Source organism: Amycolatopsis ruanii (assembly GCF_003385175.1).
Classification (GTDB): domain Bacteria; phylum Actinomycetota; class Actinomycetes; order Mycobacteriales; family Pseudonocardiaceae; genus Amycolatopsis_E; species Amycolatopsis_E thermalba.
In genome coordinates this window covers 1-26,882 of the sequence record NZ_PQHY01000086.1, presented here as the reverse complement: position 1 = coordinate 26,882, position 26,882 = coordinate 1, and the positions used below count along the sequence as shown (strand labels likewise).

The window sequence follows — 26,882 nt, the reverse complement described above, 5'->3', positions numbered from 1 at the left end:
CGCCTTGGCCTCGGCCACCATCGCCGCCGCGGCAGCCTGCTCCGGCGACAGCTGCGCCGCCTTCTGGTCACGCTTGCGTGGACTCACAAGGTCCGATGTCATCACTCACAGTGCCCATCCCGCCGGACCTCAGCCCGGCGTGTCGGGCCAGAAACACCGATCTTGGAACAGTCCCCCCGTGGCCGGGAAAGCCGCATACCCCAGGACTCCATTCTGATGCAGAGAGCCTGAAATGCGCGACTTGGGCAATTCCACGTCTTTTTCTCAGGACCCCTCAAAGCTTGCGCCGCTGCTTGCTCCGGATCACGTACAGTGTAGAAGCCGCGACGGAAGGCCGGTTTGGCGAGCCCCTGCCGTCGGATCGGATACTCCGCGCACAATGGTCGTCCGCGTCCCGCGGTAGAGATCGATGAAGTTGTCCGGGACTGACCCTGGCCGACATCGGCTGCCGCTCGGCCCTGTGCGCGCTTGGCTGAGCCGAGCACCTTCAGGTTGATGACGGGCTGGTTATGGCGACCACGAGGCCGGCTCTCCCGCTTGGGTGACAGCGGCGGCGAGAGAGGTGGCCGCGCCGCGGGAGTCAGTGCACGGGCTCGCACCATGGCCTGGCGGGCGGCCTCGGCGGCGGCGCGGACGGCTGCGGCATCCGCTGCGGCCGCAGCCGCCGATCCGGCGCGGCCTCCGGTCGCGACGGCCGCCCCCGCAGCCCGCCCGTATTTCAGCGCTTTTCCGGCTTTGGTCGCGCCTCGCACGACGGCGCCATTCGGCACCCTCGCCGCGGGTTCGGAACGTCCGCACGACGCCCGCCCGGAGCGTCCGCACGGCGCGTAGGTGGAAGATTGTCATCCACCAGGTGTGAATCGTGGCCGTAGTAGATGTTGTGCGCCCGTGTGGAACGTCACCGGGTTGCCCCACGGCCGTCCCGTACCTCCCGTCTTGAGATCGGACACGTTGCTCGCCATCGGCCCGTCCACCGTATCGCCGGACACCGCCGCTCTTTCACTCGACAGTAGGCGACTCAGTATCAGGTGGAATTCACAATTCATCCAAGTCGATGTCGAAGCCCGAGCCATCATCGTAAGGGACTGCGTTCCAGAGCGACTTGGCAGCTTTCCACACGGCTCGAACCACTGACCAGTCCACGTCGGAGCCGGTCAAAGTGAGAGTCACCACCGCGTTGGCCGACCTGATTCGGCCGGATGGTTCTGCTTCGGCCACCTCGGCGATCATCGCCGAGGCCAAGGGGGACTGCGCGTGGATCTCGATGTGGCAGCCGCTGGCACCGACGGGCTCGCCAGCCCGGTCGAGTATGGCCGACACCCAGGAACCGCCAGACTCACGTTCACCCGGGCGAAGGTCGGACCCCTGCTCGCGAGCCGCTGCCACCAAGGCGTCAAGCCCTCCGGCAGCGTCATTTTCCCCGAGCGCACAGTAAAGCCTTACTTGATGAGCCATGCCCACCCTCCGGTCATGGGACGCACCTGACCAAGTTGTCGAAACCATCCTGCTCGCGGAGCCACACGTTTCTTCGCTTGGCCCCGACCGGGGTGGGCAGGCCGATCGGTGGTCCGGCATGACATTCTCACTTCCGGCCACCGGCAATAGTTCGTACACCGGACGCCAGCTGTCCACTTTTTCCACGTCACTGTCGTTTGTCAACCGTGGTTGCACCATGGCGGCCAGCGTGAAGAGATGCTTCAGCCGCAACAATCGGCTCACCGTGACGCGATCCACATTGCGCCACACCGGCCCCAGCCGCTTCGCCTCGGTGAGGCGTTCGTCGGTGATCTCCGCCGAAATCAGCCGGAACAGCCGGTCCGCGCCGAACGGTGACTCAGGCGCAGGCACGATGCCGAAGCCGCCGAGCGTCCCGGACAGGGCGACCCGCCTGACGAGCACCTCGAAGGGGTCGGCGAGCCGGTGCGCTTCCGTGTACGTGAGGATTCCGTCCAGGTTGCGGAGGTACCAGTCCAACTCGGCCCCCGCCAGGAACCGCCGGTCAGCGGACAGCGACCGGTTCAGCTCGGCCCTGAACTCCGTCAATAGCGTCTGCACCAGACCCGACCAATGGTTCACCCCCTTGTCCGGACCGGGCCGGCCACCCGATTCCCACCAGTCGAGCGCCGACCGAATGCCACCGTCCCCGATGCCGCGGGAACTCACGCGGAGCTGCCCACGGGGAAGGTGACCCGGACCGTGGTGCCCTCCCCCAGCGTCGAGGTCACGTCCACCGTGCCGCCGTGGGCGGTCACGATTCCCTCGACGATGGCCAGGCCCAGTCCCGACGAGCCGCCGCCGTCGCGGCCGCGGCTCGCGTCGGCTCGGTAGAAGCGCTCGAACACGTGCTGCAGGTGCTCCGGCGCGATTCCCTCGCCCTCGTCCCGCACCGCGACCAGCACGTCCCGCTCGCGGGAGCTGACCGTGACGGTGACCGGCGTGCCGGGCCGGGTGTGCTGCGCCGCGTTGCCGACGAGGTTGCGCAGCACCTGCTGGATACGGGGACCGTCACCCTCGACGACCGCTTCCGCCGCCCCGTCCAGAGTGATCTTCCGGTCGGCGCTGACGATCCTGGCATCGTCCACCACCTCGCCGGCCAGCGTGACCACGTCCACCGGCGCGCGGTCCAGCGGCTGGGCCGCGTCGAGCCGGGCCAGCAGCGCCAGCTCGTCGACCAGCAGCCGCATCCGGCCCACCTCGGCCTGCATCCGCGCCATGGCGTGGTCCAGCTGCTCGCGGTCGCGCAGACCGCCCTGGGCGTACAGGTCGATCCAGCCGTGCAGGGCCGCCAGCGGCGTGCGCAGTTCGTGTCCGGCGTCCGCGACGAAACTGCGCAGCCGGTCCTGGGCCCGCTGCTGGGCGTCGTACGCCTTCTGCAGCCTGGCGCTGAGCACGGCGGCACGGGGGCCGGCGACCAGCGCGACGAGGGCGGGCCGCCACCGCGAACGCCAGTTCACCGCTGCTCCGGACACAGGCGGTACCCGAAGCCCCGCACGGTGCGGATCAGCGACGGACCGCCGAAGTCGATCTTGCGGCGCAGGTTGGAGACGAACCGCTCGACCACGCCCGCGTCGCCGCCGAAGTCGTACTGCCAGACGTGGTCCAGGATCTGCGCCTTGGACACCACCCGCCCGGAGTTGAGCATCAGGTACCGCAGCAGCCGGAACTCGGTGGGCGACAGCTCGACCGGGCGCCCGCCCCTGGTCACCACGTGCCTCGGTTCGTCCACCACCAGGTCGCCGCACGCCAACACACCCACCGGCGCCGCGGAGGGCACGCGACGGGCCCGCCGCAGCAGCGCCTCCAGCGGCGCGGCGACCTCCGCCACGTCGAACGGCTTCGTGAGGTAGTCGTCGCCACCCATGCGCAGCCCGCGCACCCGGTCGTCCAGCTCGTCGCGCGCGGTCAGGAACATCACCGGCACGTCGACGCCTCGCGCGCGCAGCAGCTGCAGCAGGTCGAACCCGTCCGTGCCGGGCAGCATCACGTCCAGCACGATCGCGTCCGGTGCGTGCGCCTCGATCGCGGCCAGCGCGGCCGGCACGTCACCGGCCGCCTCGACCTCGAAGCCCGCGAACCGCAGCGCGGACAACAGCAGCTCCCGCAGGCCCGGGTCGTCGTCCACCACCAGGATTCTGTCCACGTCCCCCATCACACCACGTTCCGCCTGACTGCCGCGAACCTGACGGTTCGCTGAGGATTGCCGGACGGTTGGTCCGTACCTGTGGTGTCACCGGGCCGGCCGGTCCTAACGTTCCCCACGGCACACCGGAAAACAGTGGGGAGAACGGAAATGCCAACACGTCGTGGATTCCTCGCCGGCACGGCAGCACTGGGAGGTGCGGCACTGGTGGGTCCGGGAAAGGCGGAGGCGGTTCCGCTCAGCCAGGCGCCGGTCACGATCAGGCCGGGTGACCCCCGCTACGAAGACCTCGTGCTGCGCCGCACGAGCGAGCGGTTCTTCCCGCGTCCCGGTTCCTTCTGCCTGCCCACCACCACCGAGCAGGTCGTGCGGGCGGTGGCGAACGCGACGCGCGAGGGGAAACGGATCACCGTGCGAAGTGGCGGGCACTGCTACGAGAACTTCGTCGGCGACGGCGCGGAGGTGATCATCGACCTGTCCGCGATGCGGCAGGTCACGTTCGACCGGCAGCGCAACGCGTTCCTGATCGAGCCGGGCGCGACCCTGTGGGAGGTGTTCGAGCGGCTCTACCTCGGCTGGGGGGTCACGATCCCCGGCGGCCAGTGCGGCGGCGTGGCCGCCGGTGGCCACATCCAGGGCGGCGGTTACGGCCCGCTGTCCCGGAGTCTCGGATCGGTGGTGGACTACCTGTACGCCGTGGAAGTCGTCGTGGTGGACCGGTCCGGACGGGCACGCGCGGTGGTCGCGACCCGCGAACAGGACGACGAGAACCGGGACCTGTGGTGGGCGCACACCGGAGGCGGCGGCGGGAACTTCGGCGGCGTCACCCGGTACTGGATGCGCGCGCCCGGCGCGACCGGTGACGATCCCACCCGCCTGCTGCCGAAACCACCCGCCGTGACACTCGGCGCGACGATCGGGTGGCGCTGGCAGGACACCACCGAGGAGTCGTTCCACCGGCTGCTGCGCAACTACGGCGAATGGCACGAGCTCAACAGCGCACCCGGCTCCCCCTACGCCAGCCTCTTCAGCCCGATGCTGATCACCCGGCGCAACACCGGCGCCGACCCGGGTGGGTTCGTCATGGTGACCACAATGGACGGCAGCCTGCCCGACGCGGACCGGCTGCTGCGCGACTACCTCCAGGAGATCACCGCGGGAGTCCCGGGCACGACCACGGTGGAGCCGCCGCACCGGCTGCCGTGGCTGGCGGCGGTGAAGGCCGGCTCGCTCAGCCAGGCCGACGAATCCGGGATGTTCAAGGCGAAAGGCGCCTACCTGCGCAAGCGGTTCACGGACGCGCAGATCGGCACCGCCTATCGTTATCTGACGAGCACGGACCACCACAACGAGCGGGCAGTGCTGCTGCTGGTGCCCTACGGCGGCCGGGTCAACACCGTCGCGCCGGACGCGACCGCGCTGGCGCAGCGGGACAGCATCATGAAGGCGATCTACACAGTCACCTGGACCGACCCGGACGGCGAGCAGGCGAACCTGGACTGGATCCGGCGCTGGTACCGCGCGATGTACCAGGACACCGGAGGTGTGCCGGTGCCGAACAGCGTGAACGACGGCTCCTACATCAACTACCCGGACATCGACACCACCGATCCGGACTGGAACAGGTCCGGAGTCCCCTGGCACACCCTGTACTACAAGGACAACTACCGGAGGCTCCAGCAGGTCAAGGCGCGCTGGGACCCGCGGGACGTGTTCCACCACGCCATGTCCGTCAAGCTGCCGGACTAGGACTGGGGTCCACCGCGAAGATCCCGTTCGCCGAGGGGATCGCGTCCTTCGGCGCCGCGCCGTCGCGCGCCTGATCGGTCAGTGCGCCACGAGCGGGAGGCGGACCTCGAACCGGCGGCGATCGCCAGCCCGAGCCCCGCGCCGGTCGCGCCGGAGGGGTCCGGGGTGCGGGCCGCCGTATCGCGGAAGGCGACGTCGAAAAGCCGGAACAGCTCGTCGTCGGGATACCTCCGCACCCGTCGTGGACGGCCACCCGCACGGACACCGTGCTGTCCGGGGGCGTGCGGATGCCAGCGCGGCCGAGTGCCTGGAGGCGTTCGCGCGCATGCTGCCATCGACGGCGTCGAACGCCCGCGGGCCACCTGCGACACGATCGTGCCCGAGGCGGCGTGCACGAGCACCCAGTTCCACCTGCAGGTGAGTCCCGCGCAGTTCCCCGCCTACTGGAACGCCGCGCAGGCCATCGCCGGAGTACAGGTCGCGGTCGGCGCGAACTCGCCGTTCCTCCTCGGCAAGCACCTGTGGGCCGAGACGCGCATCGCCCTGTTCGAGCAGGCCACCGACACCCGCCGCGAGGAGCTCAAGTGGGACGTCGACGCCGGTGAACGCGACCGGCTGCTGGGCGTCGTCGAGCAGCGCTGCCTGACCGGCACGACCGGCGCGAGCTGGCAGCAACGACCGTTCCACCGCTTGTTCGACACGACGGGCCTGGACCGGCGCACCCTGGTCGGCGAGTACCGGGAGCACATGCACCAACGAGCAGGTGCACACCCGGCCGGCTCAGGGGTGCTCGGTGGCTTCAGGCCGGCTGGAGCGCATCAATCGGGATGTGTAGTATCCCCATTATGCGGATGAGCGAAGGCGTGGAATGGGGCTTGCACTGTTGCCTCGTCCTCGCCTGGCTCGACGACCTGGCACCGCTGCCCGTCGGCCGGCTCGCGGAAGCATTCGACCTGCCTCCCGAGTACCTGAAGAAGCAACTGCAACCCCTCGCCAAAGCGGGCATCCTCCGCTCCGAGGCAGGCGCACGCGGCGGCTACCGGCTCGACCGCACCCCCGAGACCATCAGCCTCATGGATGTCGTGACCGCGATCGAAGGCGGCACCGACCCGTTCCAGTGCACCGAGATCCGCAAGCGCGGGGCCGGGAGAGCCGGAGCACCCGAAGAGTTCGCGCACCCCTGTGGCATCTCGACGGCCATGCGCAGGGCCGAACTGGCCTGGCGGCGCGAACTGGCGAACCAGACGCTCGCCGACCTCATCGCGAACACCCCGGCCACGGCCGAGCGGCGCACCCGCCGCTTCATCGAGCGCACCGCCTGAGCCTGCACCGCCCGGCGTGCCGGGCTTTTCTTGGAAGGAGAATCGGGACATTGAATATCTCGATAACTCGTCGTGACGGATCCTCGGCCGCCCCGCCGCACTCGGGCGGCCAGGTCTCCCTCTTGGCACTCGGCACGTTCGCCGTCGGCACCGACGCGTTCGTGGTGGCCGGGTTCCTGCCCGAGATGGCGGGCGAACTCGGCGTGACCGAAGCGACGGCGGGCTACTCGGTGACGGTCTTCGCGATCTGCTACGCGGTGTTCTCACCGCTGCTGGCGACGATCACCGCGACGGTGCCGCGCCGGCGCCTGCTGGTCGCGGCGCTGGTGGTGCTCGGGCTCGCCAACCTGGGTACCGCGTTCGCCCCGAACTTCGCGCTCCTCATGGCCTCTCGGGTGCTTGCCGCGCTCGGGGCGGCGGCATACACCCCGAACGCGGGCGCGGTCGCGTCGTCGCTCGTGAGTGCGGAACGACGCGGGCGGGCGCTCGCGCTGGTGGTGAGCGGACTGACCGTGGCGACGGCGATCGGCGTGCCGCTGGGCAACCTCGCCTCCCGCTTCCTGGGGTGGCGCAGCGCCCTGGGGCTGGTCGCGATGCTGTGCCTGCTGATCGGGGCTGGTCTGGCGATCCTCCTGCCGAAACTCGCGGGAGGAAACCGGGTGCCGCTGACCGAGCGGCTGGCGGTGCTGCGCAATTCGGGCGTGCGGATGATCCTGCCCGTGACCGTGCTCGGCATGGCTGCCGCATACACGGCCTACGCCTACGCGATCCCCGCGTTCGATGCCGCCGGAATCTCGCCCGATGCGGCTCAGTGGATGCTGTTCCTCTACGGGGCCGGAGCCGTTGCGGGTGCTCAGTCCTCGGGCAGGCTGACCGACAAGTTCGGCGGCACCAAGGTGCTGATCGTCGGGTACGCCGTGATGACGTGCACCCTGGTCGCGTTCGGCTCGCTGACGCTGGCAGACGTGACGCTGCCGATTCTGGTCGGCGTGCTCGCCTTCACCTGGGGCGCGAGCAGCTGGTGCCAGACCCCGCCGCAGCAGCACCGCCTCATCGCCGCCGCGCCGGACGAAGCACCGCTCGTGATCGCGCTGAACTCCTCCGGCATCTACATCGGCATCGGGGTCGGCACGTTCGTCGGCGGGCTCGCCGGGGCCGGAAACGCCACCTGGATGTTCTTCTCGGGAGCCGTGATCGCCACGATCGCTGGTGTGTTCCTGGCCGTGCCGGAGGTACGCCGGAGGACAGGGGCCCGCGGCGAACAGTTTCCGTGAGAACCCGGCCGAGGCACGCGCGACCCGGCGACGGTTGCGAGCTGCCCGACTGGGCCGAGCGAAACCAGCGCCACTGAACCGCAGGACGTGACGCCGGCCTTCCGCATCCCGGCAGCCGTTGCCGGCCGGTCCGCCTCGGACACGGGCAGGGCGTTCTCCGCGAAGCGGCTGACGTTCGCCCCTGGGCGTGCTAGTCAGGTACCGTCACTCGTCGGTCGTGGGGCAGTGGGGGCGGGGTTTGAGGTCGAGGCGCACGCAGGTCGCGGCGGCGATGTCGGTCACCGCGTTGAACGTCGCGGTCGCGATCACGGTCAACGTGCTCACCTCGGGCTGGAGCTGGCTGGTCTTCGTGCTGCTCGCGGTGCTGTCGGCCGGCTGGATCGCGATCGAGGCCTGGCGCGCGGTGCCCCGCCGCCGGAAGGACGGCTCGCCCGGCGCGCCGGTGCCGCCTGGGCCGGGAATCTTCGTCGCGCGCCCCGAGCTGGCCGGGCCGATCGTGCGTGCGCTGCTGACCAGCCGCAGCCGCAAGGTCGGGATCACCACCGGCCTTGCGGGCGCGGGCGGCTTCGGCAAGACGACGCTCGCCGCCGCCGTGTGCGCCCGGCCGGACGTGCGAGCCGCGTTCGACTGGATCGACTGGGTCACGGTCGGCCAGGAGGTGCGGGGCGCCGCGCTCGCCGACGCGATCAACGACATCAGTGAGCGCCTCGACGGGCAGCGGCCCGGCCTGACCAGCCCGGAACAGGCCGGCATCCGGCTCGGTGAGCTGCTCCGGGAGAAAGGCCGGGCGCTGCTCGTCGTCGACGACGTGTGGACGGCCGGGCAGCTCCGCCCGTTCCTCAACGCCGCACGCGGCTGCACGCTCCTGGTGACGACGCGGATCCCCGACCTGCTGCCCGGCGACGCGGAAACCGTCGAGGTCGACCAGATGAGCCGGCAGCAGGCGCGGCTCCTGCTGAGCAGCGGTGTCGGCGGGCTTCCCGAGGCGATCGCCGACCAGCTGCTCGACATCACCGGGCGGTGGCCGCTCGCGCTGGGCCTCGCCAACGGCGCCTTGCGCCGCGCGGTGCGGGACGGCGCAGACGTGACCGCGACAGCGGAACGGCTGCTCGCGCGGTTGCGCGACCGCGGCCCGGCCGCGCTGGACGTGACCGACGCGGCCCGCCGCGACCGCGCCGTCGCGGCGACGCTCGAATCGTCGCTCGGTGTGCTCGGCGACCAGCGCGAGCGCGTCGTGGAACTCGCGATCTTCCCGGAGGACACCGAGATCCCGGTGGACCTCCTCGTCCGCTACTGGCAGCAGACCGCCGGACTGCCACCCGCCGAGTGCGACCGGCTCTACCACGAGCTGGCCGAACTGTCGCTGATCATCCCCGGCGGGACCGGGCTGCGGATGCACGACGTCATCCGCACCTACCTGCGCCACGAGTGCGGCCCGGACCGGCTCGGCAAACTCCACACCGCCTTGCTCGACGCGGCCGCCGCGCTCGCCCGGGACGGCGCGGATCCCGTCCCGTGGTGGAACCTGCCCGCCGGCGCCGAGTACCTGTGGCGCTCGCTGGCCTACCACCTCGACGGCGCCGGGCGGAGCGCCGAGCTGACCGCGCTCGTCACCACACCGCGGTGGGTCATCCGGAAGCTGGTCGCCTTCGGGCCCGTCGCGGTGGCCGAAGACCTCGCGTTCGCGGACACGCCGCCGGCCCGGACCCTGCGCAGGTTCCTGGACCAGCAGGCGCACCTGCTCATCCCCGGGCAGCCGGAGCACGCGGTGGTCAACGCGCTCGCCCACCGTCTGCCACCGGTGGCCGAGCTGCGGGAACTCCGGATGGCCACGCTGGCCGAGGTCGAGGGCCGCCCGCGCCTGGTTCCCCAGGGCGACCTGCCGGACCTGCCCCACCCCGCGTTGATCCGGGTCCTCACCGGACACGACGGCTGGGTCCGTGAATGCGCTTTCACCGGCGAGCCCGGCGCGCTGGTGTCGGCCGCCGGCGACGGTTTTCGCGTGTGGAACCCGGAGACCGGCGAGCTGATCCGGTTGATCGAAGACCGCGAGCTGGGCTTTCGCAGCGCGTTCGCCCTGTCCCCGGACGGCGGCCTGCTCGCGGGTGCGGGCGCGGAGCCGGAGATCCTCGTGTGGGACACCCGTACCTGGGAAGTGCGGGCGCGGCTGCCCGCGCGCGGTGGCGAGATCACCGCGCTGTGCTTCTCCGGCGAGGGCACGAACATCGTCCACCAGACCGGCGACCGGACCGTCCACGTCACCGAGATCGCCACCGGACGTCACCTGCGGTTGGTCAGGGCCGAGGAGGTCCTGGACGACGCAGTCGGGCTGCCCGGCGGCGACCTGCTCGTGCGCTACGGGGCCACGCTGGAGATCTGGCCGGCGACGCAGGACGGGCGGACCCGGCTGCAGCCCACGGATCCGCTGTCCCCGCGCGGTCTCGCCGTCAGCGGAGACGGCCGGTGGGCCGCCGTCACCGGCGACGACGGTGTGCTGCTCTACGACCTGCGAAACCCCGTCGCGCCTCCGCGGTTGCTCGGTCACGCCCGCGAGCTGCGGGCAGCCGTGTTCTCCCCCGACGGCGGCACGCTCGCCACCGGGAGCGTGAGCGGCCGGATCGTCCTGTGGGACCTGGCGAGCGCCCGGCCCCGTGGCGCCATCCAGGCGCACGCGTCCGAAATCAACGATCTGTCCTTCGCGCCGGACAGCTCCGCCCTGGCCTCGGCCGGGGACGACGGCACCGTCCGGCTGTGGGACCCGGCGGGCACCCCGGCCGGTCCGGGATGCGGCACGGCGACCGTGGCCGACCGGTGCGCTTTCGCGGCGGACGGGTCGTGGCTGGCGGTCGCGAGCGGCAACACCCTCACGATCCGCGACCCCGAGTCCGGAGAGGTGGTCGACGAGCTGACCGAATCGAGCGTCTTCGGCCTCGCCGCCGTCGGCAGCGACCGGCTCGCCGTGGAGCGGGTCGACTCGATCCTGGTTCGTGACGCGGGGAACTGGCGCAGCTGCCGCGCGCTCCGGCCCCCGTCGGACGGTTACCTCAGCGAGGTCACCACGGGAGGTGCGCTCGTGGCGGCGACCGACGGCGACGGGCAGATCCTGGTGTGGGACACCAGGACCTGGGCACCGCCGGTCGTGCTGACCGCCCGCGAAGCGAGTGTCCACCTCGGTGCTCCCCGCGCCTCGCCGGCCCGGCGGGCGGTCAACCGCCTCGACCAGCGGCTGCGGCGGCGGTACCGGCGGCGGATTCACCCCTTCCGCCGGGTGATCGGGCGGCTGGCCACGCCCGCGCCGCTCGTGCGGCTCGTGATCGCGCCGGACTCCGCCTGGATCGCGGTGGCGGTCGGGGCGGCCGTCCACGTCGTGGACGCGCGCACGTGGCAGTCCACCGCGACGCTCTCGTTCGACGAGGAGCCCGAGGGCATGCGGGTGCCCTCGCACGGGGACTGGCTGGTGGTGGCTGCCGGGGACCGGATCAGCTACTGGAGCACGCGGTCCTGGACGAAGGAGTCCGAACTGGTCGCGCCGGACATCGTCGGCGCCGCGGGCGGGGACTGGTCGCCGGACGGCTCGCTGCTCGCGACGGTGTCGCCGGACGATCAGGCGCTGGTGCGGATCCAGCACAGCCGGGACGGCACGTGCCGCACCGAACTGCGCCTCGACGGGGAGGCGGCCACGTGCAAGTGGCTGAGCGCCGACCGGCTGGCGATCGTGGGCGGGCGGGGCATCTACACCTTCGACTACCTGCGGTGACGTCCTCGTCGGCGCGTCACAGGCGCGTGCCGGTGAACGACGCCAGCTCGGCCAGCAACTCGTCCTGGAACCGTTCGTCCCGGGCCGCCGGGTGCGGCTCGCGGGGCTGCTGGTGGTACCAGTAGCCACCGGTGGTGCGGGCGTCGTCGCTGGTGGCGAGCCATTCCTGGGTGCGGTGGCCGAGCCGGAGGTCGGCCGGGGCGCCCGGGCCGCCCATCTTCGTCGGCACCCAGCCCGGGTCGACCGCGTTGACGCGCACGCCCGGCGTTGTGGATCACCGCGTCCATCGTGCCGAGCGCGTTCACCTGCTCGGCGACGCCCCGCGTCTGCTCCACGTCGGCCCGATCCCCCACCACCGCCGCGGCGCCCCGGTCCAGCAGCGCCCGCACGGCGGTGAGGCGTTCCCCAGGCCGTCGGCGGAACCGGTGATCAGGATCCGTGCCACGTCTCACCCTGCCACACCACACGAACGGGCGGTCGTCCGGCCAGTAAGGTTCGGGGCGCAGGACGGTGACGGAAGGGCGGCCATGAGCACGTTGCAGACTCTGGACCGGGGCCTGCGTGCGCTCGAGGTGATCTCCCAGTCGCCGAACGGGATCTCCGTCGCCGAGCTGGCGAAGGAACTCGACGTCCACCGGGCCATCTGCTACCGCATCGTCGCGACGCTCGAGGAGCACCTGCTCGTCGCGCGCACCGAGGACGGGCGAGTCCGGCTCGCGGTCGGGCTGGCCGTGCTGGCGTCGCGGTTCGCGCCGCAGTTCCACCTCGATGCCCGCCCGCTGCTCAAGGCGCTGGCCAACGAAACCCACGCGACCGCGTTCATCTCCGCCGCGGAGGGGCAGTCGTGCGTGGCCGAGCAGGTCGCCGAGCCCGACGACCAGGTGCTGACCGTCGGCTACCGGGTCGGCAGCAGGCATCCCCTCACCCGGGGCGCGGCCGGCCTCGCGATCCTCGCCCTGCGACCGGAGGAACCGGGCGAGCCCGAGGCCGTGCGCGTCGCCCGGCGCGACGGCTACAGCCTCACCCGCGGGGAACTCGAACGCGGCGCGGTCGGCGTGGCCGCGGGCATCCGCGTGCCCGCCCGGCTGGGCACCGCCACCACCGTGGAGCGGTCGGTCGGCGTGGTCGCCATCGAAGGGCTGGACACCGAGACCGCCGCGCAAGCCGTGCTCCGCACCGCCCGGCAGCTGGAGCAGCTGCTCTCCGCCTGACGAACCTTGACGCCTCCCGCACCTCCCCTTACCCTCATCGCAGTTCGCTCAACGCGACACACTGTGCGTTATTGGTAAAACTCCTGGTAGGGCGAGAGGTAGCAGCATGAGCACGTGCCCGGTGTCGGCGAACGCGGCGGCGTTCGATCCGTTCGGCGAGGACTACCAGGCCGACCCGCCCGCCTCCCTGCGCTGGTCGCGCGACGAAGAGCCGGTGTTCTACAGCCCGTCGCTGGGCTACTGGGTGGTCACGCGCTACTCCGACGTCAAGGCGGTGTTCCGCGACAACGTCACGTTCTCGCCGTCGATCGCGCTGGAGAAGATCACCCCGGTCTCCGCGGAGGCCACCGCGACGCTGGCGAAGTACGGCTACGCGATGAACCGGACGCTGGTCAACGAGGACGAGCCGGAGCACATGCCGCGCCGCCGCCTGCTGATGGAGCCGTTCGCGCCGGAGCAGCTCGCCCACCACGAACCGATGGTGCGCCGCCTGGTCCGCGAATACGTCGACCGGTTCGCCGACAACGGCAAGGCGGACCTGGTCGACGAGCTGCTGTGGGAGGTTCCGCTCACCGTGGCGCTGCACTTCCTCGGCGTCCCCGAGGAGGACATGGCGACCCTGCGCCGGTTCTCCATCGCCCACACGGTCAACACGTGGGGCCGCCCCTCACCCGAACAGCAGGTCGAGGTGGCCGAGAACGTCGGCCGGTTCTGGCAGTACGCCGGAACCGTGCTGGACAAGCTGCGCGAGGACCCGTCCGGGCACGGCTGGATGCCCTACAGCATCCGCGCCCAGCGCGAGCACCCCGACGTCATCACCGACTCCTACCTGCACTCGATGATGATGGCCGGCATCGTCGCCGCCCACGAGACGACGGCCAACGCCGCCGCCAACGCGATCAAGCTCCTGCTGGAGAACCGCGTCGTGTGGGAGGAGATCTGCGCCGACCCGGGCCTCATTCCCGGCGCCGTCGAGGAATGCCTGCGCCACTCGGGTTCGGTCGCCGCCTGGCGCCGGCTCGTCACCCGGGACACCACGATCGGCGGCGTCCCGGTGCCGCGCGGCGCCAAGCTGCTCATCGTCAACTCCTCGGCCAACCGCGACGAGCGGCACTTCGACGACACCGACGAGGTGGACATCCGCCGGGACAACGCCACCGACCACCTGACCTTCGGCTACGGCAGCCACCAGTGCCTGGGCCGGAACCTGGCCCGCATGGAGCTGCAGGTGTTCCTGGAGGAGCTGACCCGCCGCCTCCCGCACCTGGAACTCGTGCCCGGCCAGAAGTTCACCTACGTGCCCAACACCTCCTTCCGCGGCCCGGAACACCTGTGGGTGCAGTGGGATCCCGCCGCGAACCCCGAGCGGGCGGACCCGTCGATCCTCGAAGCCCGGCAACCCGTGCGCATCGGCGACCGTCCGAACCGCACGGTCAGCCACCGCGTCACCGTGCTGTCCGCCGAGCGCGCCGCGGACGACGTCGTCGAGGCCGCGCTGGCCGCCGCCGACGGGAAACCGCTGCCGAAGTGGTCCCCCGGCGCGCACGTGGACCTGGAACTCGGCGACGTGTCCCGGCAGTACTCGCTGTGCGGCGACCCGGCCGACCGCACGACCTACCGCATCGCCGTGCGGAAGGATCCGGACAGCCGCGGCGGTTCCCGGTACGTGCACGAGAACCTGCGGCCGGGCAGCACGCTGTCGCTGCGCGGGCCGCGCAACCACTTCCGGCTCGACCCGGCGGCGCGCCACTACGTCTTCGTGGCCGGCGGGATCGGCATCACGCCGATCATCGCGATGGCCGACCGCGTCAAGGCCACCGGCGGCAGCTACGAGCTGCACTACTGCGGCCGCCGGGCCTCCGCGATGGCGCTGCTCGACCGGTGCCGGCGCGACCACGGCGAACGGCTGCACGTCCACTGCGGCACCGAGGGAACCCGGCTCGACGTCGCCGCGCTGCTCGCCGAACCCGCCGAAGGCACGCAGATCTACGCCTGCGGGCCGGACCGCCTGCTCGCCGCCCTGGAGGACGCGAGCGCCCACTGGCCCGGCGACGCTCTGCACGTGGAGCACTTCACCACCACGCAACGGGTTCTGGACCCGGGCACCGAACACGCCTTCGACGTCGAGCTCGCCGGCTCGGGGCGCACGGTGCGGGTCGCCGCGGACCAGACCGTGCTCGCCGCGTTGCGGGCGGCCGGCGTCGACGTCCCGAGCGACTGCGAGGAAGGGCTCTGCGGAACCTGTGAGGTGCCGGTCCTCGGCGGCGAGGTGGACCACCGCGACGTGGTCCTGACCAAGTCCGAGCGGGCGGCGCACACGAAGATGATGGCCTGCTGCTCACGGGCCCGCGGCGGGCGGATCACGCTCGGGCTCTGACTCTCTTTCGCGGACCTCGGAAAGGAACTGACAATGGTGTCACCAGTGGACCACGGCGTGCGGCCGTCCACGACCGGGTTCCGGCGCGTGCTCGCCGGCAGCATGGCCGGGGCGGTGCTGGAGTGGTACGACTTCGCCATCTACGGCGTGCTCGCCGCGACCGTGCTCGGCCCGCTGTTCTTCCCCGGCGGCAGCGGAGTGGTGCAACTGCTGCTCGCGCTCGCTACGCAGGGCCTCGGTTTCGTCGCGCGGCCGCTGGGCGGCGTGGTGTTCGGCCACCTCGGTGACAAGTTCGGCCGCAAACCCATGCTGGTCACCACTTTCCTGCTGCTCGGCACGTCCACCGCGGCCATCGGGGTGCTGCCCACCTACCACCAGATCGGCATCTGGGCGACCGTGCTCCTGGTCGTGCTGCGCATGACGCAGGGATTCGCCCTCGGCGGCGAGTTCGGCGCCGCGGTCCTGATGGTGAGCGAGTACGGCGAGCCGAAGCGGCGCGGGTTCTGGGCGTCCTGGCCGCAGGCGGGGGCGCCGCTGGGCACGGTGCTCGCGACCGTCGTGGTCACCGTGATCGCCGCGCTGTTCCCCGGCGACGCGTTCGACGAGTGGGGCTGGCGGGTGGCGTTCCTGGTCGCCGTCCCGCTGCTGGTGATCGGGTTCTGGATCCGCCGCAGCGTCGAAGAGTCGCCGGTGTTCCAGGCCGCACAGGCCGGGGCCGAGCAGCGCGTCGCGCGGCAGAAGAAGTCGAGCGTGCTGGAAGCCCTGTCCCGGCCCCGTCCCGTGCTGCACGGCCTGGGCATGCGGCTCGGCGAGAACATCGCCTTCTACATCTACACCGTGTTCGTGATCGCCTACGCGACCAGGTACTTCGGCTACTCGCGCGGGGATGTGGTCCTGGCCGTGACGTTCGCGTCGGTGTGCCAGTTCGCGGGCATGATCGGCGGCGGGCACTGGTCCGACCGCGTCGGCCGCAAGACCGCGATGCTCGTGCCCGCCGTCGCGCTGGTGGTGTGGGCGCCGGTGTTCTTCTGGATGGTGCAGACCTCCAGCGTGCCGATGCTGTGGCTGGGTGTCTGCGTGGGCGCGTTGTTCCACGGCATGCTCGCCGGGCCGGAGGCCGCGTGGATCACCGAGCTGTTCCCGACCCGCTACCGCTACGCCGGCTCCTCACTGGTGTTCCAGGGCTCCTCGATCATCGCCGGGGCGCCGGCGCCGCTGATCGCGGTGTGGCTCATCGACAGCTTCGGCGCCGGCACGGTCATCGGCTACCTCGTGCTCACGATGGCGATCACCGTGGTCGCCGTGGCGACCAGCCGCGAAACGAAGGGCGTGGACCTGGACCGCGTCGGCTGACCGGAGCCGTCCCCCCGGGCCCCCCGGTGGGGACGGCTGCCGTCGTCACGCGGCGACGACGTCCAGTGCCGTGTGGACGATCTCGGCCGCGGCGGCGGGATCGGCGGCCAGTGCGCGGCGTCAGGCCCTCCGGTTGCTCAGCACCAGCGTGCCCGCCGCCATGAACATTCCGCCGTTGCCCTGCACCACGCTGATCTCGGCGCCCGGCACCTGCGCCGCGGCCTGGCCGCGCAGCTGCCGCACCGATTCCTGGATCAGGAACATCCCGTACATCCCCGTGTGGGTGTACGACAGGCCGCCCCCGTTGGTGTTCATCGGCAGGCGTCCGCCCGGCTCGGTGTGCCCCTCCGCGATGAACGCGCCCGCCTCGCCGCGCGGGAGGAAACCCAGGTCCTCCAGGCCGTAGATCGGGACGTGCGCGAACGCGTCGTAGATCATCAGGTGGTCGACGTCGCCGTGGGTGATGCCGGCCTCGGCGAACGCCTCGGCGCTGGAACGGCGGAACGCGGCCGACGTGGTGAAGTCGGCCATCTGCGAGATCAGCGGCGACTCGAACGTCTCCCCCGTGCCGAGGATGTGCACCGGCGGCCGCGGCAGGTCCCGCGCCCGCTCGGCGGAGGTGATCACCAGCGCCCCGCCGCCATCGGTGACCAGGCAGCACTCCAGCAGGTGCAGCGGGTAGGAGATCATCCGCGACGCCAGCACGTCCTCGACGGTGATGGGGTCGCGGTAGCGGGCCCGCGGGTTCCGCGCCGCCCACTTCCGCTGCGCCACGGCGACCGAGGCCAGCTGTTCGGCGGTCAGCCCGAACTCCTTCATGTACCGCAGCAGCGGGATGGTGAACATGCTCGGCGGCCCGGTCACCCCGTACGGCACCTCGAACTGGGCGTTCGGGCTCGACGCGGGGAACGCGCCGCGCGCCGCCCCGACCCGGGACTTGCCCGACTCGCCGTGGGTGACCAGCACGGTCGCCGCGTGCCCGGCCCGGATCGCCTCGACCGCGTGCCGCACGTGCAGCAGGAACGACGTCCCGCCGACGCCGGTGCCGTCGATCCACCGGGGCCGGACGCCCAGCGCGTCCGCCACCTGGATCGGGCCGGGCGCCGACACGCTCGCGATGCCGTCGATGTCCGTCATCCGCAGCCCGGCGTCGGCCACCGCGTTGCGCGCGCCCTCCACGTGCAGCCGCATGGTGGAATGACCGGGCAGCACGCCGATCTCGTCGGTCTCGGCCGCGCCCGCGATCACCACGTCCATCACCGCGCCTCCGTCCCGGCCGGGGTGAACTGGGGAATCGTGACGTCACCGCGGGTTTCGAAGGTGACCCGCAGGTCCATGTCGAGCACCAGGTTGTCCGGGGTGCTGTCGATGCCGACGATGTTCGCCATCATCCGCGGCCCCTCCGCCAGCTGCACCACCGCGATCGCGTAGGGCACGTCCTGCTCGAAGCCGGGCGCCGGCCGGTGGGTGATGGTGTAGGAGTACAGCGTGGCCCGGCCGCTGGTGGTGAACCACTCGAGCGACGCCGAGGCGCAGAACGGGCAGCACGGGCGCGGGTAGAAGAACGGTTCGCCGCAGTCGAGGCAGCGCTGGATCCGCAGCTCGCCCCGGGCGGCGGCGTCGAAGAAGGGCTGGGTTTCCGGGGTGGGCACCGGAACGGGTTTTCGGCCGGGCATGTCGCTCCTCTGTGGACGGTTCAGCGGCCGAGTAGCGGCCCGAAGGCCTGCTCGATCCGCGCGGCCAGGACGTCGGGGTCCCACGGTCCGGTGCCGGCGATCCGGCTCACCGGTTCCGGGTTGTTGTAGAGCGCGACCTGGTAGCCGGCCGCGTGCAGGATCCGCCCGGTGATCCAGCCGGATGCGGCGCCGGCCAGGTAGGCCACCAGCGGAGCCACGTTGTCCGGCGAATGCTCGTCGCCGGCGGGCGCGCGGCGCCGCTCGCCGGGGATGGAGGCGGTCATCCGGGTGGCGGCGCCGGGCGAGACCGCGTTGACCGTGACGCCGTAGCGGGCCAGCGCGCGGGCGCTGGAATAGGTCAGCCCGACGACGCCCATCTTGGCCGCGGCGTAGTTGGGCTGGCCGGGCGCGCCGTGCAGCCCGGAGACGGAGGTGAAGTTGATGATCCGGTTGTGCGCGCCGCTCTCCCCCAGCGCGCGCCAGTGCGCCGCCGCGAACTTGGTGGTGTTGAAGGTGCCCGTGAGGTGCACCCGGATCACGTCGTCCCACTCGCGCTCGGTCATGTTGAAGACCATCCGGTCGCGCAGGATGCCGGCCACGTTCACCAGCACGTCCAGCCGGCCGAACTCGGTGATCGCGGTGCCGACCAGTTTTTCCGCCGCCGCGTGGTCGGCGACGACCGAGGCGTCGGCGACGGCCGTGCCGCCGGAGCCGGCGATCTCCTCGGCGACCGCGGCCGCGAGCGCGGTGTCCGCGCCCGACCCGTCCAGCCCGGTACCGAGATCGTTGACCACCACCCGCGCCCCTTCGCGGGCCAGCAGCCGCGCCACCGCCGCGCCGATTCCCCGGCCCGCTCCGGTGACGATCGCGACCCGTCCGTCCAGGCGTCCCATGCCGTCCCGCCTTCCGATGCCAGGTTTTAGAACTGGGTTCTGGAATGACCTTCGGCCTCGGCGGAGGCGCTTGTCAAGGGCTTGACACCGATCGCCGGGCGCGCCTCTAATAGACGAACTGAATTCTAGTATTCGTGTCCGGTCCACCTGGTCGTGCGACAACCCCGGCGCGGCAACGTCGCCGCAGCGAGGAGAACGGGCCCATGTCATCCAACCCCGACGTGGCCGGACCCGGGCCGGTGGACGAGAGCCGGAGCAGCGCGGACGCCACTCGGCGCCGGTCTGGACCAGCCGGCCGTCACGACGGAGAACTCCGCCCGCGGCGCGCAGGCACCCGGACGGCGGGCCCCCGGCGACTCCGGCGCGCTCGTGGTCAGCGACGCCCGGGCGGTGGAGCCGGATTCCGGGGACACCCTCGCCACCTCGCGCAGCGCGGTCTTCATCCGCGGCGAAGGCGGGCCGCGTGGTCCGGTGACGGACCGGCCGGAACCGGCACGGCCGCCGGACCACCGCGTCACCCACCGCACCCGACCCCGGCGGGCCGCATCCAGACGGGCAAGGTACGCACAGAAGGGTCGAGCCCATGAGGTTGTTGCCGATACGCGAGCTGGACGAATACCCCACCGGCGCCCGCCGGATGCGGATCCTCACCATGGCCGTGCTCGCGATCCTCGTCGGGTCGTACGAGGCGCAGATCGCCCCCGTCGTCCCGCTGCTGCTCGAGGATCTGGACATGTCGCTGGCCACCTACGGGCTGGTGTCGGCGGCGGGAGTGCTGGCCGGGGCGCTGGCCTCCGCGGTCGGCGGCAGGCTGACCGACCACCTGGGGCGGGTGCGCCTGCTGGTGCCGCTGATGTTCTGCACCGCGGTGTGCTGCTTCCTGATGGTCCTGGTGCACTCCCCCACCCAGCTGCTGCTGGTCCGCGTCGTGCTCTCCATTGTGGACGGTATGGCGATGGCGGGCACCGCGCCGCTGGTGCGGGACTTCTCGCCGCGGATGGGCCGCGCGCAGGCCTTCGGGTTCTGGACCTGGGGCCCGGTCGGGGCGAACTTCCTGGCCGCCGCGGTCGCCGGCGCGACGCGGGCGCTGTTCGACGACGACTGGCGGTCCCAGTTCGTGATCATGGGCGCGTTCTCGCTGGTGATCTCGGTGGTGATCATGTTCAACATCGCCGACCTGTCCCCCGAGCTGCGGGCGCGGATCCAGCAGAGCGAGCGGCAGGCCATCGACGTCGGACGGGCCGGCCCGCCGCGGGCCAGGGAGCTGTTCCGGCACCGCAACATCTGGGCGCACGTCGTCGGCATCTCGCTGTGGCTGGTGATGTACCTGACGCTGTCGCTGTTCGGTCAGACGATGCTGGCCGCCGCGTTCGACCTGTCGGCCTCCACCGCGTCCGGGATCATGTCCGCGTTCTGGGTGCTCAACCTGCTCACGCTCGTGGTGATCGGGCGGGTGTCGGACCGGTTGCAGCTGCGCAAACCCATCTGCATCGCCGGTTCGGTGGTGGCCGTGCTCGTCACCGGCTACCTGATCCTGCTCATGGGCGACCCGGGCGTGTCCCACGTGCACCTGATGATCACCGGGGCCCTGCTCGGCGGGGCGCTCGGCGTCGCGTACGGGCCGTGGATGGCGAACTACTCGGAGGACGCCGAGGACGTCGACCCGCGCCTGCAGGGCAGCGCCTGGGGTCTCTACGGGGCGCTGTCGAAGGTGATGGCGGTGATCGTGCTGTTCGTCGTCCCGCACCTCGTGGAGGCGGCGAGCTGGCGGACCTGGCTGGGGATCGCGGCGTTCTGCCTGCTGCTGTTCATCCCGGCGGCCTTCGCCTTCCACGGCCCGTGGCGGGCGCACCGGGGCCGCGCGGTGGCGCCGGCCGCCCCACTGGAGCGGAGCGCGAACTAGCTCAGCCGAGGCGGTAGCCGAAGACGGACGAAGGGTGTTCAAGATCGGTTTGTGACGGCCGGCTTGAACACCCTTCTGACCGCGCTCTGTCTCAAGATCGACGACTGCTGCCTGGGCGGCGTCGGATGGGCGGAGCCGCCGAAGCTCACCGACCTGTGGACCGACGACGCCTGGATCATCGACCGCCTCGGTCGCGCGCGGACGCACCCTGCCCACCGTGAAGCGCCCGGAACCGGGCGGCTGGGCCAAAGTACGGCTACTGCCGCTCGCACCCGCGCTGATCATCGCCGACAAGGGCGACGTCTCCCGAGAACTCGACCACCACGCACCAAACAAGGGCCTCGCCGTCCACATCCCCAACGCCACTGGCCCTGACCGCCTTCGACGCTGACAGAGTTGCGCATTACTCGTCCAGCTCAGCCGAGACCGGCCGGTCGCGCGAGGTCGCGGCCGGCTGGTTCCGCGCGGCGGCCCCCGGCGGAGGTCAGCACCGCCACCACCGAGATCGCGGTCATCACGCCCAGCGCGAGCCGGTAGCCGGTGACCAGCAGGCCGACCTCCGCCGGGTGGAGCCGGGACAGCGTGCCCGCGAAGACCGACGGCCGCAGCGCCGCCGGGAGCGGGCTGGTCACCAGGGACAGCGCGAGCGCGGTGCTCATCACCACGCCGGTGTTCTGCACCATCAGCCGCATGGCGTTGACGATGCCGACGCGGTGCGGCGGGAGTTCGTCCAGCAGGGCGGTGGTGTTGGCGGGCATGAACATCCCGGACCCCGCGCCGATGAGGACCAGCGCGACGCAGACCGGCGCGTAGGAGCCGTCCGCGGAGACGACGGCCAGCAGCACCGCCAGCCCCGCGGTGCCGGTCACGGTGCCCAGCGCGGCCGCGGCCCGCGCGCTCATCCGCGCGTGCAGCGGCCCGGCGCAGGCCGAGGCGATCATCGCCGCCACCGGCAACGGCAGCACCCTCAGCCCGGCCGACACCGGGTCCTCGCCGTGCACGGCCTGGTAGAACAACGCGACCAGCAGCACCACCGCCATCCTCGCCACCGTGTTGAGGAACGAGGCGAGCAGGCCCAGGGCGAACACGCGATCGGCGAACAGCCGGACGTCGACCACCGGGTGCGGGCTGCGCCGTTCCACCACCGCGAACACCGGCAGGAGCACGGCGAACAGCACCACCCCGGCCAGCACGACCGGGTCCGCCCAGCCCCGCTCACCGGCCTGCGACAGCCCGAACAGCAGCCCGCCCAGCGACACCAGCACCAGCAGGTTGCCGGGCACGTCGAGGCCCCGGTCCTGGCCGGCGCCACCGGTGCGGCGCAGCGTCACCGCTCCCCAGGCCAGGCAGGCCACGCCGAGCGGGACGTTGAACCAGAACACCCACTGCCACCCGAACCGGTGGGTGAGGAACCCGCCCAGCGTGGGGCCGATCAGCTGGGCGACGGAGAACGACGCGATGTAGACGCCCATGCCGCGGCCGAGGTGGCGGCGCGGGAACGCGTCGGTGAGGATCGCGGCGCTGTTGGTCAGCAGCATCGCCCCGCCCGCGGCCTGCACCACCCGCAGCCCGACGAGCCACCACGCGCCCGGCGAGAACCCCAGCAGCAGGCTCGCCCCGGTGTAGGTGGCCAGCCCGCACAGGTACAGCGTCCGGCGCCCGAACAGGTCGGCCAGCCGTCCGAACACGACCATCAGCACGGTGTTGGCGAGCATGAACGACAGCAGCATCCAGCTCGCGGCCGCGGCCCCGGCGTGGAAGTGCCGCACCACCTCGGGCAGCGCCACGTTGAGGGAACTGCTGCCCAGCGCGGTCACGATGCTCGCCATGCTCACCACGGACAGCGCCCGCCAGGCGTAGCGGAGCCGCTCCCGTTCGGCCGGCTCGGACACGGGTCGCCTCCCGAGGTAATCCTAGAATCTCATTCGAGACTAGGCAGCGGCCCCGGGCCGCGTCACCCGGCAAACGGGTTGATCGGCAGGGCGGTTCACCCCGGCGGATCCGGAATGTCCACTCCGGACTCAGACGTCGAGCGGGTTGAGCCGCCGGATGAGCACGATGGCGGCCTCGGCGATCCGGTTGGCCTCGCGCTTGGACGACGACGTCGCGATCTCGCGCCCGGCCTCGCCGATGATGCTGGTCAGCACCGCTACGGTGAGCCGGTCGACCGAGCTGGTGCCCGCGCCGAGCAGCACCGCGTTCTGCCGGACCCATTCCCGGCCGCGGGTGCGGCGGATCAGCTCGAACCCGGGCGGGCCGCCGCCGTCCATGAACAGCCGGGACAGGTCGCGGCGCTGCCACGAGCCCTCGAGGAAGGCGCGGGCGCCCACGATGAACAGCTCCAGCGGATCCTCTTCGCCGTTCGCGCGCGCCTTGGCCACCGCGGCCGCCGCCGCGTGCTCGTGCGCGGACTGGTGGTCCTCCCACAGCGCGAGGAACAGCTCGGTCTTGCCGCCGAAGTGGTGGTAGAGGCTGCCGACGCTGGAGTCGGCGCGGCGCACCACCTCGGCGATGCTCGCGTCGGCGAAGCCCTGCTCGCAGAAGACCTCGCGGGCGGCGTGGAGCATCACCCGCCGGGTTTCCGCGGTCCGGCTCCACTGCCAGGCGTTGCCGCTCGCCTTGCGCGCCATCCCCGCCTCCTCGCTGTCGCCGAACAGGTTACCGGACAGGATCGGGTGACGGTCTTGACACGCATCGCGTCCGGCACGCAGTCTGAACATATTCCTAGAGTTCGGTTCTAGAAATTTGCCGCCGGACATCGCAGAGAGGACCGCGTCGATGGTCGACTTCTCGCTCAGCACCGAGGAACGCCAGATCCGCGACACCGTACGGACATTCGTCGACCGCGAGGTCGTCCCGCTCGAACCGGAGGTCCTGCGCAACGAGCGCGCCGGGCGTCCCGGGCTGGACCCCGGGGTGCTGACCGAGCTGCGGGCCAAGGCCCGCAAGGCCGGTTTCTGGGGCGTCAACACGCCCGAGGAGTACGGCGGGATGAACCTCGGCGCGGTGATGGCCGCGATCGTCGCCATGGAGACCGGGCGCACGTTCGTCCCGTTCAGCTTCGGCGGCACCGCGGACAACATCCTCTACTTCGCCAACGAGGAGCAGAAGCAGCGCTACCTCATCCCGACGATCGAGGGCGAGCGCCGGTCCTGCTTCGCGATCACCGAACCCGGCGCCGGGTCCGACGCCCGCAACATCCGGACCCGGGCCGTGCGCGACGGCGGCGACTGGGTGATCAACGGCGAGAAGGTGTTCATCACCGGCGGCAACGAAGCCGACTTCGTGATGGTGTTCGCCGTGACCGACCCGGACAAGGGCGCGAACGGCGGCGTCACCTGCTTCCTGGCCGACCGCGACATGGGCTGGAAGTCCGAGCCGATCCCCACCATGGGGCAGTGGGGCCCGGCGTCGCTGGTGTTCGACGACGTCCGCGTCCCGGCCGCGAACGTCCTCGGCGAGGTCGGCCGCGGCTTCGAGCTGGCGATGCGCTGGATCGGCCAGGGCCGCTACCTCATCCCGGCCCGCGCGATCGGCTCGGCCGAGCGGATGCTGCGGATGGCGATCGACTACGCCAGGATCCGGCACTCGATGGGCCGCCCGATCGCCGACTACCAGGCCATCCAGTGGCAGATCGCGGACTCCCAGGTGGAGATCGAATCCACCAAGTGGCTCACGCTGTACGCGGCCTGGCGGGTCGAGACCGGCCTGGACGCCCGCCACGCCTCCTCGATCGCCAAGCTCCACGGCGCGCTGATGGCCAACCAGGTGGTCGACCGGGTGCTGCAGATCCACGGCGGCATGGGCTACACCAAGGAACTGCCGATCGAACGGTGGTACCGCGAGCTGCGGCTGCTGCGCATCTTCGAGGGCACCGACGAGATCCAGCGCCGCACCATCGCCCGCAACCTGCTGAAGGGGCACGCGCGCCTCGGCGGGATCGGGGAGTGACCGGATGACGCGATCGCTGCGTGAGCTGTTCCGGCCCAGCTCCATCGCGCTCGTCGGCGCCACCGACAAGTCCGGGTGGTCGCTGTCGGCCTTCCAGAACCTGCGGGACCACGAGTTCGCGGGCAAGGTGTACCTGGTCAACCCGCGCACCGAGGTGGTGCACGGCGAGACGGCCCACCGCAGCCTGTCCGGCATCGGCGAGCCGGTCGACCTGGCGTTCGTCATGGTGCCCACGACCGCGGTGCTGTCCGTGCTGCGGGAGGGCGCCGGGCTCGGCATCCGCAACTACGTCGTGCTCACCGCGGGGTTCGGCGAGACCGGGCCGGCGGGCAAACGGCTCGAGGACGAGATCGTGGCGTTCGCGGTCGAGCACGGGCTGACCGTCCTCGGTCCCAACGGCAACGGCTACATCAACGCCGCGGGCCGGACCACGCCCTACGGCCTGCCCATCCCCGCGCCGCTGCTGCCCGGCCCGGTGGGCGTCGTGTTGCAGAGCGGCGCGCTGGCCAGTTCGGTGCTGAGCTTCGCCCAGGCGCGCAACGTCGGGCTGAGCCTGCTCACGTCGATGGGCAACGAGGCGATGGTCTCGGTGACCGACGTGATGTCGTACCTGGTGGACGATCCCGGCACCAGGGTGATCGCGTTGTTCCTGGAGTCGGTGCGGCACCCGGCCGAGTTCGCCCGGGTCTGCCTGCGCGCCGCCCGCGCCGGGAAACCCGTGGTCGCGCTGAAGATCGGCACCAGCGCGCTGGCCTCGCACACCGCGCAGGCGCACACCGGCGCGCTGGTCGGCGACGACCGGGTGATCGACGCCGCGTTCCGCCGGTTCGGGGTCCTGCGCGTGCACTCGCTGGAGGACCTGATCATCACCGCCGGGCTGCTGGCTTCGGTGGGCCGGATCGACGGGCGGCGGCTCGGCGTGGTGACGCCGTCCGGCGGGGCGTCGGAGATCATCGCGGACCGGGCCGAGCAGGAGGGCCTGGAGCTGCCCGCGTTCGCGCCGGACACGGTGGCGCGGCTGACCGGGATCGTGCCCGGGTTCGCGACCGTGCAGAACCCGCTGGACGTCACCGGGTACGTGGTGGTGGACCGGACCCTGCTGGGCCGGGCGCTGGAGGTGGTGGCCGAGGACCCGGGGATCGACGCGGTGCTGCTGCTCAACGACCTGCCCCGGGTCGCGCCCGCCGATCCGTCGGTGACGTTGCAGATCGCGGGGGCGACCGCGGAGCGGATCCGCCGGTCCCGGGTGCCGGTCGTCGTGGTCAGCAACGTGCTCACCGACATCACCGAGTTCGGCCGCCACGTGCAGGCCCAGACCGGCTTCCCGTACGTGGCGGGCGGCATCGAGCACGGCATGACCGCGATCGGCAACGTCGTGCGGTGGTCGGAGGCGGTGCGGCAAGTGCGTGACGTGGCGCCGGCGGCAGTTGTGGAACCCCCGGCGGCCGGGCCGGGTGAGGTCTGGGCCGAGCACCGGGCGGCGGGGCTGCCGGCCGGGCACGGCATCCCGGTCGTGCCCGCGGAACTGGCCGCGGGCGAGGCGGAAGCGGTCGCCGCGGCCGAGCGGTTCGGGTACCCGGTGGTGCTCAAGGCGGCGGCGGACGGGCTCGGGCACAAGAGCGACATCGGGGGCGTGCGGCTGGGGCTGACCGGGCCGGACGAGGTGCGGGCGGCGCACCGCGAGGTGCTCGCCGCGCTGCGCGACCGCGGCCACCCGGACGCGGCCACCCTGGTCCAGCCGCAGCGGCGGGGCGGGGTGGAACTGCTGGTGGGGGT

The 26,882-nt window shown here is 71.7% G+C and carries 20 protein-coding genes and 1 pseudogene; 12 read left to right on the top strand and 9 right to left on the bottom strand.

What is annotated here, in order from left to right; all coding sequences use genetic code 11:
* Positions 1-1,035: 1,035 nt before the first annotated feature.
* The 3 genes from D0D28_RS30620 to D0D28_RS30610 are packed head-to-tail and all read right to left on the bottom strand — an operon-like array spanning position 1,036 to position 3,649.
* Entirely contained in the window at positions 1,036-2,163 is a 1,128-nt protein-coding gene (locus D0D28_RS30620; protein ID WP_162831242.1) for a hypothetical protein, read from the bottom strand.
* Positions 2,160-2,954 carry a sensor histidine kinase gene (locus D0D28_RS30615; protein ID WP_116114530.1) on the bottom strand — a complete coding sequence of 265 codons (795 nt, stop codon included), beginning with the start codon at positions 2,952-2,954 and terminating at the stop codon, positions 2,160-2,162. The genes D0D28_RS30620 and D0D28_RS30615 overlap by 4 nt, the downstream gene beginning before the upstream one ends.
* Entirely contained in the window at positions 2,951-3,649 is a 699-nt protein-coding gene (locus D0D28_RS30610) for a response regulator transcription factor (protein ID WP_116114528.1), read from the bottom strand. Before D0D28_RS30610 ends, D0D28_RS30615 begins: the two co-directional genes overlap by 4 nt.
* A gap of 141 nt (positions 3,650-3,790) precedes the next feature.
* Here D0D28_RS30610 and D0D28_RS30605 point away from each other — a divergent pair, with 141 nt between their 5' ends.
* From D0D28_RS30605 to D0D28_RS30580, 5 genes and pseudogenes are all read left to right on the top strand, one after another.
* Entirely contained in the window at positions 3,791-5,389 is a 1,599-nt protein-coding gene (locus D0D28_RS30605; protein WP_116114526.1) for an FAD-binding oxidoreductase, read from the top strand.
* Between the two features lie 372 nt (positions 5,390-5,761).
* Positions 5,762-5,974, top strand: a pseudogene (locus tag D0D28_RS30595) (glutamate--cysteine ligase); the annotation flags it as partial.
* Positions 5,975-6,234: 260 nt separating this feature from the next.
* Positions 6,235-6,711: an RrF2 family transcriptional regulator gene (locus D0D28_RS30590; protein ID WP_116114524.1), complete on the top strand. Its 477-nt coding sequence runs from the start codon at positions 6,235-6,237 to the stop codon at positions 6,709-6,711.
* A 122-nt stretch (positions 6,712-6,833) separates the two neighbouring features.
* Positions 6,834-7,985 carry an MFS transporter gene (locus D0D28_RS30585; protein ID WP_240323425.1) on the top strand — a complete coding sequence of 384 codons (1,152 nt, stop codon included), beginning with the start codon at positions 6,834-6,836 and terminating at the stop codon, positions 7,983-7,985.
* 238 nt (positions 7,986-8,223) lie between these two features.
* Positions 8,224-11,742: an NB-ARC domain-containing protein gene (locus D0D28_RS30580; protein WP_162831241.1), complete on the top strand. Its 3,519-nt coding sequence runs from the start codon at positions 8,224-8,226 to the stop codon at positions 11,740-11,742.
* Positions 11,743-11,758: 16 nt separating this feature from the next.
* On the opposite strand, the gene D0D28_RS37105 is transcribed toward D0D28_RS30580, so the two are convergent.
* Positions 11,759-12,001 (bottom strand): hypothetical protein, encoded by a 243-nt coding sequence (locus D0D28_RS37105; protein WP_240323424.1) that lies wholly within the window; start codon positions 11,999-12,001, stop codon positions 11,759-11,761.
* Between the two features lie 268 nt (positions 12,002-12,269).
* On the opposite strand from D0D28_RS37105, the gene D0D28_RS30570 reads away from it, so the two are divergent.
* From D0D28_RS30570 to D0D28_RS30560, 3 genes are all read left to right on the top strand, one after another.
* Positions 12,270-12,953 (top strand): IclR family transcriptional regulator, encoded by a 684-nt coding sequence (locus D0D28_RS30570; protein ID WP_116114520.1) that lies wholly within the window; start codon positions 12,270-12,272, stop codon positions 12,951-12,953.
* A gap of 106 nt (positions 12,954-13,059) precedes the next feature.
* Positions 13,060-15,330 carry a cytochrome P450/oxidoreductase gene (locus tag D0D28_RS30565; protein WP_116114518.1) on the top strand — a complete coding sequence of 757 codons (2,271 nt, stop codon included), beginning with the start codon at positions 13,060-13,062 and terminating at the stop codon, positions 15,328-15,330.
* 33 nt (positions 15,331-15,363) lie between these two features.
* Positions 15,364-16,683 (top strand): MFS transporter, encoded by a 1,320-nt coding sequence (locus D0D28_RS30560; RefSeq protein ID WP_116114516.1) that lies wholly within the window; start codon positions 15,364-15,366, stop codon positions 16,681-16,683.
* 120 nt (positions 16,684-16,803) lie between these two features.
* Here D0D28_RS30560 and D0D28_RS30555 read toward each other — a convergent pair whose 3' ends face one another.
* From D0D28_RS30555 to D0D28_RS30545, 3 genes are read right to left on the bottom strand one after another with little or no spacing between them, the layout of a single operon-like run.
* Positions 16,804-17,940: an acetyl-CoA acetyltransferase gene (locus D0D28_RS30555; RefSeq protein ID WP_094005040.1), complete on the bottom strand. Its 1,137-nt coding sequence runs from the start codon at positions 17,938-17,940 to the stop codon at positions 16,804-16,806.
* Positions 17,940-18,359 carry a Zn-ribbon domain-containing OB-fold protein gene (locus D0D28_RS30550; protein ID WP_116114514.1) on the bottom strand — a complete coding sequence of 140 codons (420 nt, stop codon included), beginning with the start codon at positions 18,357-18,359 and terminating at the stop codon, positions 17,940-17,942. Before D0D28_RS30550 ends, D0D28_RS30555 begins: the two co-directional genes overlap by 1 nt.
* Before the next feature lie 20 nt (positions 18,360-18,379).
* Positions 18,380-19,252: an SDR family NAD(P)-dependent oxidoreductase gene (locus tag D0D28_RS30545; RefSeq protein WP_116114512.1), complete on the bottom strand. Its 873-nt coding sequence runs from the start codon at positions 19,250-19,252 to the stop codon at positions 18,380-18,382.
* A gap of 583 nt (positions 19,253-19,835) precedes the next feature.
* Here D0D28_RS30545 and D0D28_RS30540 point away from each other — a divergent pair.
* Together D0D28_RS30540 and D0D28_RS35900 are read left to right on the top strand one after the other, a co-directional pair.
* Positions 19,836-21,155 carry an MFS transporter gene (locus D0D28_RS30540; protein WP_116114510.1) on the top strand — a complete coding sequence of 440 codons (1,320 nt, stop codon included), beginning with the start codon at positions 19,836-19,838 and terminating at the stop codon, positions 21,153-21,155.
* Between the two features lie 217 nt (positions 21,156-21,372).
* Positions 21,373-21,546 carry a hypothetical protein gene (locus D0D28_RS35900; protein ID WP_158224418.1) on the top strand — a complete coding sequence of 58 codons (174 nt, stop codon included), beginning with the start codon at positions 21,373-21,375 and terminating at the stop codon, positions 21,544-21,546.
* A 25-nt stretch (positions 21,547-21,571) separates the two neighbouring features.
* On the opposite strand, the gene D0D28_RS30535 is transcribed toward D0D28_RS35900, so the two are convergent.
* A complete protein-coding gene (locus D0D28_RS30535; RefSeq protein ID WP_205413400.1) occupies positions 21,572-23,047 on the bottom strand; it encodes an MFS transporter in 1,476 nt (491 codons plus the stop codon).
* A 129-nt stretch (positions 23,048-23,176) separates the two neighbouring features.
* Positions 23,177-23,785, bottom strand: coding sequence for a TetR/AcrR family transcriptional regulator (locus tag D0D28_RS30530; protein ID WP_094005044.1), 609 nt, complete (start codon positions 23,783-23,785; stop codon positions 23,177-23,179).
* Positions 23,786-23,933: 148 nt separating this feature from the next.
* On the opposite strand from D0D28_RS30530, the gene D0D28_RS30525 reads away from it, so the two are divergent.
* Both D0D28_RS30525 and D0D28_RS30520 read left to right on the top strand, forming a co-directional pair.
* The gene (locus D0D28_RS30525) at positions 23,934-25,106 is read left to right on the top strand and encodes an acyl-CoA dehydrogenase family protein (protein WP_094005045.1); all 1,173 of its coding nucleotides are present in this window, start codon (positions 23,934-23,936) and stop codon (positions 25,104-25,106) included.
* Between the two features lie 4 nt (positions 25,107-25,110).
* Positions 25,111-26,882 (top strand): acetate--CoA ligase family protein (locus D0D28_RS30520; RefSeq protein WP_116114508.1); only part of this gene is annotated, 1,772 nt, incomplete at its 3' end.